This window comes from Pseudomonas benzopyrenica, from assembly GCF_036884265.1.
Classification (GTDB): Bacteria; Pseudomonadota; Gammaproteobacteria; order Pseudomonadales; family Pseudomonadaceae; genus Chryseomonas; species Chryseomonas benzopyrenica.
Window position 1 is genome coordinate 45,067 of the sequence record NZ_CP145723.1, and the last position, 12,777, is coordinate 57,843.

The following is a 12,777-nucleotide window of genomic DNA, read 5'->3' on the forward strand; positions in this document are numbered from 1 at the left end:
CTTAAAAGACCGCCTAAAGCGGTCTTTTTTATGCCCGAATGCTTTGCAAACTGTGCATAAGGTTGTGGGCAGTCTGTTCGCTACCGACGCAAAGCCGCGCGCCAGAAGGGCTGCGGGGATACTGACCTTGTTGATCGAATTGGCGACGGTCAGATTCAACCGGTCAGGCTGCGGACGATTGCCTGTCGTGCCGTCATTGCTTGACAGGTAAAGGCTGTGGATAAGCCTTGGGCAAGTTGTCAGCAACCGTTGGGGCAACTGTCCAAGGAAAATTGCTCAATAAATAACCAATTCCGCTCAGGCTATGCATGACCCCAGAAGACGTTTCTCCTGGCTGGTTTGCCCACATCTGCTGTGTGCGTGCCTGTGGAAAAGATGTGGGACCTGATCTGTACGCCAGGGCTGGCAAGGCCTGCAGAGGATCGTACAAAAAATGATCAAAACTGTTTCAGGCGTTTTCCACAACCCACAATAGCGTTGCATAGGGCTGTGGATAGGTTGTTCGTCCAGTGCCAGAGACCAGAGCTGGCGCGGTTTCCAGAGGATCGATCAAATAATGATCAGTTTTTCGAGATATGCCCGAGTCAAGGGATTTCTTTTGCCAGCCCAAGGAGTTATCCACGCCTGTTCAGCTCGGGGTTCAGCGATCGACGCTAAAAGTCATGTGGATAACTCTGTTGATTTTCTGTTTGGAAGCCTGTGCATTAAGCCTGCGTCCTAGCGCAGCGTCACCTGCTGGCGCAGACCTGCGGCTGGCAGGGTGAAGGCACATTCCTCGAAGGTGGCCATGCGCATGCGCAGCGGCGGATTGTTGCTGTAGCCGTATTGTTCGGTGGGCATGCCGATGAAATTGGTATCCAGCTGGCTGTTGCTGTTGCTGTCGTGGATGACCGACACGGCGTAGCGTCCGGGTGGCAGGTCGAAGCGCTGTTCCTGGGCACCTGCCTGTGCAGCGAGATGCGCCTGGGCCACCGGCGTCTTGTGCGCCTTCCAGGCCTCTTCGCTATCGAATACCGCCAGCAGCAACTGGCCCCCCGAGGCATCGACCGTCTCCACCCGCACCTGCAGCTCGGCGGCGTGCAGCACACCACTCAGACAAAGACCAGCGACCAGCAACAGAGACTTCATGGACATTCCTTCAGCAGGGGGAGGGCCGCAGCCGCAACAGCTCGACCGGGTGTTCGAAGAAAAGATCGGGCTGCTGCGCACGCAGCGTCACCGGGCAGCCATAGCCCCAGGCCACGGCCGCGCAATCCAGCCCGGCGCGGTGCGCAGCCTGGAGATCGCGCAGCTCGTCACCGACATAGAGCGCCTCGGCCGGTGCGATGCCCTGGCGGCGGAGCAACCGTGTCAGGCGCCGGGCCTTGCCCAGCAGGGGGATATCGAATTCGCCATCGGGGAACAACCGTCCGGCCTGGGGCAGTACCTGATGGACCGCGGCGGCGGAATTGGAGGTCGCCAGACCCAGCGCCAGGCCGTTGGCCTGGAGCCGGTCGAGGGTGGCGGGAATCTCGGCGAAGGGCGCCACCTGGTCGCCGCGCTGGACCAGCAGGCGGCGATAGTGGCGGGCGATGCGCGGTACCTGCCACAGCGGGATGCCCAGGCTGTCGAGCAGGCCGGTCAGGGAGGCGGCGCGCAGCCGGGGCCACTCGTCGGCAGCTGGCTGCCGAAAGCCATGGGTTCGCGCCAGCTCGCCCAGGCAGCTCAACAGAAAGGGCAGGCTGTCCGCCAGGGTGCCGTCGAAGTCGAAGATGACGTAGCGATAGCTCATGCGAGAGAGGCACGGTGGGCGAAGGCGCCAGCGTAGCGGTCGCCTCCCGGTTTTGCCACCGCGATGGGATCCGGCAGGGGTGTCCCTGCCGGACAGGTCACACGCGGAAGCGGCGGATCTGGCCGTTGAGCTCCACCGCCAGTTCGGAGAGCTGCTGGCTGGCGGCGCGCGTCTGTTCGGCACCGGCAGCGGTCTGCACCGACAGATCGCGGATGCGTACCAGATTGCGATCCACCTCGCGGGCCACCTGGGCCTGCTCTTCGGCGGCGCTGGCGATCACCAGGTTGCGCTCGTCGATGCCCGACACCGACTGGGCGATGGCGGCCAGGGCGGCGTTGGCCGACTGCGCCTGCTCGCGGGTCTGGCGCGCCTGGTCGGCGCTGGTCAGCAGCGCATCGACGGTTTGGCCGGTGCCCTGCTGGATGCTGCCGATCATGCCTTCGATCTCGCGGGTGGATTCACCGGTGCGATGGGCCAGGGCGCGCACCTCGTCGGCGACCACGGCGAAGCCGCGACCGGCATCACCGGCACGCGCGGCTTCGATGGCGGCGTTGAGCGCCAGCAGGTTGGTCTGTTCGGCGACCGAGCGGATCACGTCCAGCACCTGGCTGATGTTGCGGGTCTGTTCAGCCAGCTGGCGGGCCTGTTCGCTGGCACCCAGCACGTTTTCGGTGAGCACCTCGATGGCGCCCAAGGTATCGCCCAGCTGCCGCTGGCCCTGGCGCGCGGTATCGGCGGCCTGGCGCGATTCGGACGAGGTGGAGGTGGCATTGCCGGCCACTTCGTCCACCGCCTGGCTCATCTCGGTGACCGCGGTGGCCGCCATCTCGATCTCGCTGTTCTGCTGTTGCAGGCCGTGGGCGCTCTCCTGCATGACCGCGGTCATTTCCTCGGCGGCGGAGGCCAGCTGGGTAGCGGAATGGCCCAGGTGCCCCAGGGTGTCGCGCAGATTGGTCTGCATCTGCTGCATGGCTTGCAGCAGCTGGGCGGCTTCGTCGTGACCGCGGGTATCCAGGGTCTGGGTCAGATCGCCGCTGGCGATGGTCCGGGCGGCGGCCACGGCCTCGGCGATGGGTCGGGTCATGCTCAGGGTCAGGCGCCAGGCCAGCAGCACGGTCAGACCCAGGGCCAGGGCGATGACCATCCAGGTGATGGAGGTGGCCTGGGCATAGGTGTCGCCGGAGTGTTGGGAGGCGGCCTTGATGTCTTCCTGGTTGATCTTGCGCAGGGCTTCGGTGCGCTCGTTCATCTGTACGCCGAGCTGGGCCATGCTGGTCTGGATCAGGCTGCGGGCCTCGTCGACCTTGCCGGCCCCGATGAGGTCGGCGAGTTGCGCGGTGTAGCGGACATAGTCGCCATGGATCTGGCGCAGGGCCTCGAAGGCCTGGCGCTCGCGGTCGCTGCTGACGAGCTTGTCATAGCGACCGAAAGCGGCGCCGATGTCGGCATTGATGCTGTCGATCTTCTTGCGCGTGTTGGCGACGGTAGCGGCGTCCGGAATGGCCAGCAGGCGCAGCACCTCGACCCGGGTGCGGGCCAGTTGCAGGGCAAGGTTGTCGGCTTCGACGATGCTGGGCACGTTGTTGGTCTCGATCACCTGGCCCTGGGCCCGGATCTGCGACAGTTGCAACAGGCCGAACAGGCCCAGACTGGCGACGAGGATGGCCAGCAGGCCGAAACACAACACGCTGCGAATGGCGAGGGAGAAGGAACGAAAGGTCACGGCGGCAGCCCCGGTGAAGAGTGAGGTCTCCTTTAACGGCTAGAGGCGCCGCGACTTTATGGTCATTCGTCTTAAAGCTGACTGTTAACGACCCGACGGCTTCTAGCCTAGGTGCTGACACTCGCTCAGAACTGGAAGCGGCGTACCTGACCACTCAAGGTCGCTGCCAGATCCGCCAGTTGCTGGCTGGCGCCCCGGGTCTGCTCGGCACCGGCGGCGGTCTGCACCGACAGATCGCGGATGCGTACCAGATTGCGATCCACTTCACGGGCCACCTGGGCCTGCTGCTCGGCGGCGCTGGCGATCAGCAGGTTGCGTTCGTCGATGCCGGATACCGCATCCGCGATGGCAGCGAGGCCGGCATTGGCCGCCTGGGCCTGTTCCCGGGTCAGTCGTGCCTGATCGGCACTGCTCAGCAGCGCATCGACGGTCTGGCCAGTGCCCTGCTGGATATTGCCGATCATCTTCTCGATCTCGCTGGTCGAGTCCCCGGTACGCTTGGCCAGGGCCCGTACCTCGTCGGCCACCACGGCAAAGCCGCGGCCCGCCTCACCGGCCCGGGCGGCCTCGATGGCGGCGTTGAGCGCCAGCAGATTGGTCTGCTCGGCCACCGCGCGGATCACATCCAGCACCTGGCTGATGTCGCGGGTCTGGCTTTCCAGCTCACGGGCCTGGGCGCTGGCGCCTAGGACCTGCTCGGTGAGGGCTTCGATGGCGCCGAGGGTCTCGCCCAGCTGGCGCTGGCCCTGGGCCGCGGTCTGGGCGGCCTGGCGCGACGCGGTGGAGGTCGAGCCGGCATTGCCGGCGACCTCTTCGACCGCCTGGCTCATCTCGGTGACCGCCGTGGCGGCCATTTCGATCTCGTTATTCTGCTGGCGCAGGCCGTGGGCGCTTTCCTGAGTCACCGCGGTCATCTCCTCGGCGGCTGAAGCCAACTGGGTGGCCGAATCGCCGATGTGCGCGAGGGTCTCGCGCAACTGGCCCTGCATCTGCTGCATGGCCTGCAGCAGCTGGGCCGCCTCGTCGCGCCCGCGAGCGTCCAGCGGCTGGGTCAGGTCGCCGGTGGCGATGGTACGCGCCGCCGCAACGGCCTGGGCGATGGGCCCCGCGATGCTGCGGGTCAGCCGCCAGGCGAGCAGGGCGGTGAGGGCCAGCGCCAGCAGGATCATCAGCCAGGTCACGGTGGTAGAGCGCGCATAGGCGGTATCGGCCTCGTTACTGGCCGTATGGATATCCTGCTGGACCACGTTGCGTAGCGTCTCGATGCTGGCGTTCATCCGGAGACCCAGTTGCGCCATGTTCTGCTGGACCACCTGGCGCGCCTCGGCCATCTGGCCGGCACCGGCCAGGTCGGCCAGCTGCCGTACGCCCTGCATGTATTCCCGGTGCACCTGGCGCAGATCGTCCAGCGCCTGTCGGCTCTGTGGCGACAGCGCGCCTTGCTGATAGCGCCCGAAGGCGGCCTGGACCTCGGTACTCAGGTCGTCCAGCTTCTTGCGGGTGTTGGTCAGGGTCTCGGCATCGGGCATGGCCAGCAGACGCAGGGTTTCGATGCGGGTTCGGGCCAGCAGCATCCCCAAGTCATTGGCGGCGACGAGCGTGGGGATATGGCGCTGTTCTACCTGATGACCCAACTGGCGGATTTGCGCCAACTGAAACCAACCGAACAAGCCGAGGGCAGCGACGAGTGTCGCAAGAATGCCAAAACACAGCAGATTGCGAGTAGCGATGGACAGCGAGCGAAGAGTCATGATGAGCCCGTGAAAGACGATTCAAAACGTGAACAGGCTCAACTTTATGTGATGTTTTAAAATAAAGACGCTAAAAAGAGGTGCGTCAAAAAACCGCATTAACATAAAGACAGTTTATTGGCATGCCCATGGAGCCCTTGCGGCTCCATGGGCGGCTTAGAATTCGCGTTCCTCAGTCACCGCCGACCTGGCGTAGATGCGCGGCTGGCGCCTCTTCGCCGAGGTTGTTGAGCAGCCGCTCGCTGTACCAGTCGATGAAGTTAATCACGCCGAATTCGTAAGTCTTTGAGTAGGGACCCGGCTGGTAAGCCTTGGAGTTGATACCACGCTGGTTTTCCTCGGCCAGGCGACGATCCTGGTCATTGGTGGCATCCCAGACCTTGCGCAGGTTGACCGGATCGTAGTCGACGCCTTCCACGGCGTCCTTGTGCACCAGCCACTTGGTGGTCACCACGGTCTCGGTCGGACCCAGCGGCCAGACGGTGAAGACGATCATGTGATCGCCCATGCAGTGGTTCCAGGAGTGCGGCAGGTGCAGGATGCGCATGGAGCCCAGGTCCGGGTCCTTGATGCGCCCCATGAGCTTCTGGCAGCCGGGCTTGCCGTCCAGGGTCATGGACACGGTGCCGGCGAGCAGTGGCATACGCACGATGCGGTTGCGCAAGCCGAAGCTGGCATGGGCGTAGGGGATGTTGTCGGCGTCCCAGCGCGTGGTGCAGGCGGCGACCTGATCCTTGAATGCCTGGGAGGCACGCGGATCGGTGACGTCGTCCCATTCCAGCAGGGTGTTCAGCAACTCGGGGTGGGAGCCGCTGCAGTGATAGCACTCGCGGTTGTTTTCCAGCACCAGCTTCCAGTTGGCCTGCTCGACCAGGTCGGTGCGTACCGCGACCTTGGCGTTCTCCATGTCGTACGGCTCCATGTAGTGCTCGAGCGTACGCAGGAAGTCGTCGATGGCCGGCGGTTCGTCGGCCAGGGAGATGAAGATGTAGCCGCCGGCGGTCTTGACGTGGATCGGCTTGAGATTGAAGTCGGCCATGTTGAAGTCGGCGCCCATCTCGGTGCCGGCGAACAGCAGACGGCCGTCCAGCTCGTAGGTCCACTGGTGGTAGGGGCAGACCAGCTTGGCGACCTTGCCCTTGTCGCTCACGCAGAGGCGCGAACCGCGGTGACGGCAGACGTTGTGGAAGGCGTGGACCTTACCCTCGGCACCGCGGACCACCAGGATGGGATTGTCACCCAGCTGCAGGGTGATGAAGTTGCCCTTGGTGGGGATCTCGCAGGTCATGCCGGCGATCAGCCATTCCTTGCCGAAGATCTCCTGCATGTCGATCTGGAACAGGCGCTCGTCGTTGTAGAACGGCTGGGGTAGGGAATAGGTGCGCTCGCGGGTGCGCAGCATCTCGGCCGTGGCCTTGCGGGCCGGATCGAGAGGGTCGCCCAAACTCAAGGTGCTGACGTCCATCGTACATCCTCGTGGCCACCGCGGCGGGTGGCGAAAGTGGTTGGTCACGGTATTGCAAGGCTATTGGCCGACAGGACAGGGCCGCCGAATGACCCCGTGCTTCGCCCGTCGCGCGCTGTTCAGGTTCGGCTTGGGGCGGAGTGTGGGGCCGGAGCCGGGAGGGGGCCTTGCTCATGGGCGACATGGCCGACGCTGTTCACGACGCCCCAGCCCTTGCCATTGCTGGGCCGGTCGCCATCGGCATGTGGATGTCGCGATTGGGAAAGTGGCGGTCGTGAGGCCCTCCCAGAATCGCCGCCAATAGCCCCAGTGGCAGTCGAGGTGCGTCATGAATACCTTCCTCAACCCCGTAACCACCCAGACCTGGACCAATGGCCGCCACCCCGTGCGCTGCGTCAAGGTCATCCAGGAAACCTGGGACGTGCGCACCTTCTGCTTCACGGCCGAAATCCCGCTGATGTATTTCTTCAAGCCGGGCCAGTTCGTGACCCTGGAGCTGGAAATCGATGGCCGGCAGGTGATGCGCTCCTACACCATCTCCAGCTCGCCTTCGGTGCCCTACAGCTTCTCCATCACCGTCAAGCGCGTGCCGGGCGGCCTGGTATCCAACTGGCTGCACGACAACCTCAAGGTCGGTGAAAACCTGGCCGTGCATGGCCCGGTCGGCCTGTTCAACGCCATCGATTACCCGGCCGACAAGGTGCTCTACCTCTCCGGCGGCGTGGGCATCACCCCGGTGATGTCCATGGCGCGCTGGTTCTACGACACCAACGCCAGCGTCGACATGGTCTTCGTGCACAGCGCCCGCACCCCGCGCGACATCATCTACCAGGGTGAGCTGGAGCACATGGCCGCGCGGATCGACAACTTCGCCCTGAACCTGGTGTGCGAGCGCACCGAGCACGGTGAGTCCTGGGCCGGTTTCCGCGGCTACTTCGATCGCCGCATGCTGGAGCTGATGGCGCCGGACTTCCGTGAACGCGAGATCTTCTGCTGCGGCCCCACGCCCTACATGAACGCCGTCAAGGCCATGCTCCGCGAGCTGGACTTCGACATGACCCGCTACCACGAGGAATCCTTTGGCGCGACGCCACCGGAAGCCAAGGTCGAAGCCGCCGAACAGGCCGAAGCCGCCGCCGACCTGCCGCCGATTCCCCTGGAAGCCCAGTGCCTGATCTCCTTCACCGAGAGCGACAAGAGCGTCAGCATCGGTCCCGGCGAGACCATCCACGGCGCCGCGGCCAAGCTCGGCCTGCACATTCCCAAGGCCTGCGGTATGGGCATCTGCGGCACCTGCAAGGTGCTCAAGAAAAGCGGCGAGGTGGTCATGGACCACAACGGCGGCATCACCGAGGAAGACGAAGCCGAAGGCTACATCCTGTCCTGCTGCAGTATTCCGCAGGGGGATGTGCAGATCGAGTTTTGAGGAGGAGGGCGGTTGGGCTGAACCTGAGCGAAGCCCAACGCTGCCCAGGTCGAGCACGCCCTGTTGGGCTGCGACGGTGGAGCCGTCTCAGCCCAACCTACGACACGAAACTCTAGTAGGTTGGCGCTGAGCGCAGCGAAGCCCAACGCTGCCCAGGTCGAGCCCGCCATGTCGGGCTGCGACGGTGGAGCTGTCTCAGCCCAACCTACATCACGAACTTCAGTAGGTTGGCGCTGAGCGCAGCGAAGCCCAACGCTGTTCAGGTCGAGCCCGCCCTGTTGGGCTTCGACGGTAGAGCTGTCTCAGCCCAACCTACATCACGAACTTCAGTAGGTTGGCGCTGAGCGCAGCGAAGCCCAACGCTGTTCAGGTCGAGCCCGCCATGTCGGGCTGCGACGGTGGAGCTGTCTCAGCTCCACCTACATCCGGTCCCTAGGCGCTGCGCTGCGCTAGGCCAGGCGCAGCGGCAGGTGCAGGGTGATGATCACCTCGCCCGCGCCATTGGCGAAGCGCGCCTCGCCACCAAAGCTTTCGCTGAGCGCCTTGACGATGGGCAGTCCCAGGCCCCAGCCGCGCTTGTCGCTGCGGGTGGAGATGAAATAGGGCGTGGCCAGGTTGGCCAGGACTTCGTCGGGAAACTGCCCCAGGTTGCGCAGCTCCAGCATGACCTGATCGCCAGCCAGCCATTGCCGCACCTGGATCGGCGTTCCCGTGTCGCCATGCTTGGCGGCGTTGAGCACCAGGTTGTCGAAGATGCGCAGGAAGGCGTATCTGTCCCACAGCACCTCCAGCTCCGGGGTCTCCAATTGCAGCTCGAGGTGATTGCCGAATTGCAGCCGTAGATTGGCCGCGGCGTCGTTCAGCAGCGGACCCAGCACCAGCGGATCGCCGCTGAGACGGACGCCGCCGCCCAGGCTCATGTGGCTGATGTCCAGCACGTCGGTGATCATCTGGTTCATGCGCTGCAGGTTGTCGTGCAAGGTCTGCAGCAGATCGTCGGTGCGTCGCGCCGGGCTGCGCTGCATCAGGTTGACCACCATGGTGGCGGCGGTCAGCGGCGAGCGCAGGTCGTGGTTGAGCGATCTCATGAAGCGTTCCAGCATGACCTTTTCCGCCTGCAGGTTCTCGCTGCGGGCGATGGCCGAATTGCGCTGCTGCTCCATGTGCCCGACCCGGGAGCTGGCCTTGAGCAGGGCACCGACGGTGGCCAGCACCTCTTCCGGATTGATCGGGTGGGTCAGGTAGGCCTGGGCCCCGGTGTTGAAGCCCTGGGCCTTGTCCTTGCCGGAGACGAAGGTGGCCGAGATGTTGATGATGGCCGGCAGCCGACCCCAACCGCACCTCTGCTCGATGGCCTGGATCAGCTCGAAGCCGGTGGTGTCCGGTAGATTGACGTCGATGATCACCAGTTCGACGGATTCGTCGATCAGCGCCAGGCCAGCGGCACCGCTAGCCGCTTCCAGCACTTCGTAGTGGGTCTGGCTGCCGAGGATCTTGCGCAGCACATAGCGATTGGCCTCGGTGTCATCGATGATGACGATACGGCGCTGGGCACTAGTCATCGGACAGGCTCCGCGCCAGCGCACAGACCTCGGCCAGCAGCCGCTCGGCGTGATCGGGGGCGTGCTTGAACAGGATGGCGTGGCAGTAGTCCTGCAGGCGCTGGCGACCCGCTTCGTCCAGGGGCTGGGCGGTGTTGATCAGCACCCGTCGGTGCATGCTCCAGTCCATGCTGGCGAGCAGATCCTCGCCGTTGATGTCGGGCAGGTCGAGGTCGAGGATGATGATGTCCGGGCGTACCGCATTGAGCCGATCCAGGCTGCTGCGGGCGCTGTCGGCCTCCAGCAGCACGGGATTGAGTCGTTCGAGGGTACGACGGACCAGATAGCGATCCCCTTCGTTGTCTTCGATCACCAGCACGGTGAGGCCGCTGAGATCGGGTTCCGGTTCGGCAGCGCGGTGACTGGCATAGTGGCGCGGCAGGCGCAGGGTGAAGCGACTGCCGCGGCCGACCTCGCTGTCCAGGGACAGCTCGCCGCGCAGCAGCACGGCCAGGCGCTGCGCCAGGGGCAGACCCAGGCCGGTGCCTTCGATATGGGTCAGGTGCGGCGAGCGGATCCGCTCGAATTCCTCGAAGATCTTCTGCTGATCCGCGGCGGCGATGCCGATGCCGCTGTCTTCCACCAGGAATTCCAGGCTGGCGTCGTCCGGCTGGAACACCTGGATGCGCACCTGGCCCCGAGGGGTGTACTTGAAGGCGTTGGAGATCAGATTGCGCAGCACCTGGAACAGCCGGCTCTCGTCGGTATCCAGCAGCACCTCGGCGGGCGGCGGGGCGACGCTGAAACTGACCTGGGGATAGCGCGGCGCCAGGGCGGCGGCGAACTGTTCCAGGCGGTCGACGAAGGTCCCCAGCGGGAAGGGCTGGGGCACGATGGTCAGGCGACCGGACTGTACCTCGGCCAGGGCCAGCAGCTCGCTGACCAGATTGGCCAGTTCCAGCGCCGCATCGCTGATGAAGCGCACCTGGCGCTGCTGTTCGGCATTGAGCGCCCCGTCCACGCCGCTGGCGAGCAGCTTGGCGACGTTCTCGATGATGTTGATCGGGGTGCGGAATTCATGGGTCATGTTGGAGAAGAAGCGCGTCTTCGCCTCGCTGGCCTCCTTGAGTTCCTGGGTGGCCTTTTCCAGTTCGGAATAGAGCGCCACCACCCCCTGATTGGTGTTTTCCAGTTCCTTGTTGGTGACCTCCAGCTCCGACTGGCGCAGTTGCAGTTCGGTGTTGGTCAGCAGCAGTTCTTCGCTCTGCAGGCGGATCTGCTGATAGGGATCCGGTGGCGGACTGCCTTGCAGGTCGGCCGTCAGCGCCTGGAGCAGGTCAGCGTCGGGAAAGGGCCGTGGCGCCTGGTACTTGCGGGCGGTGATGCAGGTGCCGGCGGGTGACGTCTGGATGTCGAAGTCGTCGAACAGCCGCTGGGCGCCGCGCAGGCCGATACCCATGCCGGTGTTGGAGCGATAGCTGCCGGCGCGGATGGCGTCCATCTCGGCGATGCCCGGGCCCTGGTCGACCGCCCGCACCTCCAGGCCGCGCAGGCGCAGGCGCTGGCCGTCGTCTCGCAGCAGGGCGAAGTCGAAATGCCCGCTGCCGGCGTACTGATGGATGTTGCGCGCCAGTTCGGAGACCGCGGTGGCCAGACGGATCTGCTCCAGCACCGGCCATTCCAGAGCCGCGGCCAGGCGCTTGGCGGCCTGGCGGCAATGCACGATGTCCTGCTCGCTGCGCAGGGCGAGGGTCAGCAGGGGCAAGACGTCAGACATGCTTGAGTACCAAGACGGTGGCATCGTCGGCGGAGCGCCGGAAGTCGCGATGCAGAAGGGCGGCGATCAGCGCCGGATGGCGCGCCCCGAGCCCGGAGTGCTCGCCCAGGCCTACCTTGGACGTCAGTCCATCGGAGTTCAACACCAGCAGGGTGCCGGGTGTCCAGGGGTAGGTATAGGTCTGGATCCGTCCGATCCGGTAGCCCAGGGTGCCATTGTTGGACACCAGACTGCGCGAGGTGTTGCCGAGCAGGCGCCCGGCGATGTTGCCGATGCCGCAAAAGCTCACCTGGCCCTGATCGGGGTCCAGCTCGGCCAGGGCCAGGGCGGCGCCACGGGTGTCCATCAGCGCCTGGTGCAGATTCTCCATCAGTCGCTGCAGCGGCAGGTGCGCGCCATGGCGCAGGAACAATTCTCGCGCCCGGCGACTGGCCGTGGCGGCCTGCCGGCCGTGTCCCAGGCCGTCGCAGACCAGCAGGCGGCGCCCGCTGACCGCCCAGGTGTCGCCGCAGACCTCTTCCTCGGGGTGCGGCGTGCACAGGGCGCCATGCTGCAGCCGGCTGCTGGGCGTGCCCGCCAGATGGAAGCGGGCCAGCACCACGGTGCCCTGACCGGGTCGCGAATGGATGTCGAACACATCGGCCTGGCGGCGGATCGCCCCCAGGCCGGCACCCAGCGTCGCGGCCGTGCTGTAGTGATCGCTCAGGCAGCGGGCGACGTCGTGCATGCCCGGGCCGCGATCCACCGCCAGGACATCGAGCACGCCTTCGCCGCTCAGGGTGGCCAGGAGTTCGCCATGTCCGGCATGCCGAACCAGGTTGTAGCCCAGCTCCTGGGCGACGATGGTCAGGCGCCCGAGCAGGGTTTCATCGGTGGTGACGGTGCCGGCCAGGCGGACCAGGGCGCGCCGGGCGGCATCGACATGGACCGTGGTGGTCACCGGCAGCACCAGGCTGCACGGCTGGTCGTTCATCGCCACTTCCAGAGCTCGACGGTGGTGCCCTGGCCGGGCTGGCTCTCGATGTGGAAGTCGTCCACCAGCCGCCGCGAACCGGACAGCCCCAGACCCAGGCCCTTGCCCGAGGTGTAGCCGTCGACCATGGCGCGGTCGAGGTCGGCGATGCCCGGACCCTGGTCACGGATCACCAGGCGGATCGCCGGCTTGCCGGCGCGCAGTGTCTCCTCGATCAGGCATTCGCCGCCCAGTCCGTAGACCAGACCGTTGCGCGCGATCTCGCTGGCCGCGGTGACGATCTTGGTCTGGGAGATCAGGCCCAGGCGGATGGCTTCGGCGACCTTGCGCACCTGCTGACGGATCAGCAC

At 65.3% G+C, this 12,777-nt stretch carries 11 protein-coding genes; 2 read left to right on the plus strand and 9 right to left on the minus strand.

What is annotated here, in order from left to right:
* Positions 1–717 precede the first annotated feature (717 nt).
* The 4 genes from V6W80_RS00230 to V6W80_RS00245 all read right to left on the minus strand — a co-directional run bounded on the left by V6W80_RS00230 (position 718) and on the right by V6W80_RS00245 (position 5,194).
* On the minus strand, positions 718–1,128 hold the full coding sequence (locus tag V6W80_RS00230) for a DUF2141 domain-containing protein (RefSeq protein ID WP_064307115.1): 411 nt from the start codon (positions 1,126–1,128) through the stop codon (positions 718–720).
* Positions 1,129–1,138: 10 nt separating this feature from the next.
* Positions 1,139–1,771, minus strand: coding sequence for an HAD hydrolase-like protein (locus V6W80_RS00235; RefSeq protein ID WP_064307116.1), 633 nt, complete (start codon positions 1,769–1,771; stop codon positions 1,139–1,141).
* Between the two features lie 97 nt (positions 1,772–1,868).
* Positions 1,869–3,494 (minus strand): methyl-accepting chemotaxis protein, encoded by a 1,626-nt coding sequence (locus tag V6W80_RS00240; RefSeq protein WP_017641520.1) that lies wholly within the window; start codon positions 3,492–3,494, stop codon positions 1,869–1,871.
* A 125-nt stretch (positions 3,495–3,619) separates the two neighbouring features.
* A complete protein-coding gene (locus tag V6W80_RS00245) occupies positions 3,620–5,194 on the minus strand; it encodes a methyl-accepting chemotaxis protein (protein WP_231356102.1) in 1,575 nt (524 codons plus the stop codon).
* Between V6W80_RS00245 and V6W80_RS00250 the strand changes: the two genes are divergently transcribed.
* Positions 5,102–5,305, plus strand: a complete 204-nt coding sequence (locus V6W80_RS00250; RefSeq protein WP_338547513.1) for a hypothetical protein — start codon at positions 5,102–5,104, stop codon at positions 5,303–5,305. The two genes, V6W80_RS00245 and V6W80_RS00250, sit on opposite strands and share 93 nt — an antisense overlap.
* Positions 5,306–5,417: 112 nt before the next feature.
* Here V6W80_RS00250 and gbcA read toward each other — a convergent pair whose 3' ends face one another.
* Positions 5,418–6,710, minus strand: a complete 1,293-nt coding sequence (gene gbcA, locus V6W80_RS00255; RefSeq protein ID WP_017641523.1) for a glycine-betaine demethylase subunit GbcA — start codon at positions 6,708–6,710, stop codon at positions 5,418–5,420.
* Between the two features lie 328 nt (positions 6,711–7,038).
* Between gbcA and V6W80_RS00260 the strand changes: the two genes are divergently transcribed.
* A complete protein-coding gene (locus V6W80_RS00260; protein WP_017641524.1) occupies positions 7,039–8,136 on the plus strand; it encodes a hybrid-cluster NAD(P)-dependent oxidoreductase in 1,098 nt (365 codons plus the stop codon).
* A gap of 449 nt (positions 8,137–8,585) precedes the next feature.
* Here V6W80_RS00260 and V6W80_RS00265 read toward each other — a convergent pair whose 3' ends face one another.
* Genes V6W80_RS00265 through V6W80_RS00280 form a run of 4 tightly spaced genes read right to left on the minus strand, consistent with a single transcriptional unit; the run spans position 8,586 to position 12,777 of the window.
* Complete coding sequence (locus V6W80_RS00265; protein WP_338545566.1) at positions 8,586–9,698, minus strand: hybrid sensor histidine kinase/response regulator; 1,113 nt, start codon at positions 9,696–9,698, stop codon at positions 8,586–8,588.
* On the minus strand, positions 9,691–11,454 hold the full coding sequence (locus V6W80_RS00270) for an ATP-binding protein (RefSeq protein WP_338545567.1): 1,764 nt from the start codon (positions 11,452–11,454) through the stop codon (positions 9,691–9,693). The genes V6W80_RS00265 and V6W80_RS00270 overlap by 8 nt, the downstream gene beginning before the upstream one ends.
* A complete protein-coding gene (locus V6W80_RS00275) occupies positions 11,447–12,427 on the minus strand; it encodes a SpoIIE family protein phosphatase (protein ID WP_017641527.1) in 981 nt (326 codons plus the stop codon). The genes V6W80_RS00270 and V6W80_RS00275 overlap by 8 nt, the downstream gene beginning before the upstream one ends.
* The gene (locus tag V6W80_RS00280; RefSeq protein WP_017641528.1) at positions 12,424–12,777 is read right to left on the minus strand and encodes an ATP-binding protein; all 354 of its coding nucleotides are present in this window, start codon (positions 12,775–12,777) and stop codon (positions 12,424–12,426) included. Before V6W80_RS00280 ends, V6W80_RS00275 begins: the two co-directional genes overlap by 4 nt.

Bases quoted from the DNA above. Each gene is read 5' to 3' on its own strand.
- V6W80_RS00275 (WP_017641527.1), bottom strand. From the start codon at position 12,427: ATGAACGACCAGCCGTGCAGCCTGGTGCTGCCGGTGACCACCACGGTC.
- V6W80_RS00265 (WP_338545566.1), bottom strand. From the start codon at position 9,698: ATGACTAGTGCCCAGCGCCGTATCGTCATCATCGATGACACCGAGGCC.
- gbcA (WP_017641523.1), bottom strand. From the start codon at position 6,710: ATGGACGTCAGCACCTTGAGTTTGGGCGACCCTCTCGATCCGGCCCGC.
- V6W80_RS00260 (WP_017641524.1), top strand. From the start codon at position 7,039: ATGAATACCTTCCTCAACCCCGTAACCACCCAGACCTGGACCAATGGC.
- V6W80_RS00250 (WP_338547513.1), top strand. From the start codon at position 5,102: ATGGCGCTGTTCTACCTGATGACCCAACTGGCGGATTTGCGCCAACTG.
- V6W80_RS00270 (WP_338545567.1), bottom strand. From the start codon at position 11,454: ATGTCTGACGTCTTGCCCCTGCTGACCCTCGCCCTGCGCAGCGAGCAG.
- V6W80_RS00230 (WP_064307115.1), bottom strand. From the start codon at position 1,128: ATGAAGTCTCTGTTGCTGGTCGCTGGTCTTTGTCTGAGTGGTGTGCTG.
- V6W80_RS00235 (WP_064307116.1), bottom strand. From the start codon at position 1,771: ATGAGCTATCGCTACGTCATCTTCGACTTCGACGGCACCCTGGCGGAC.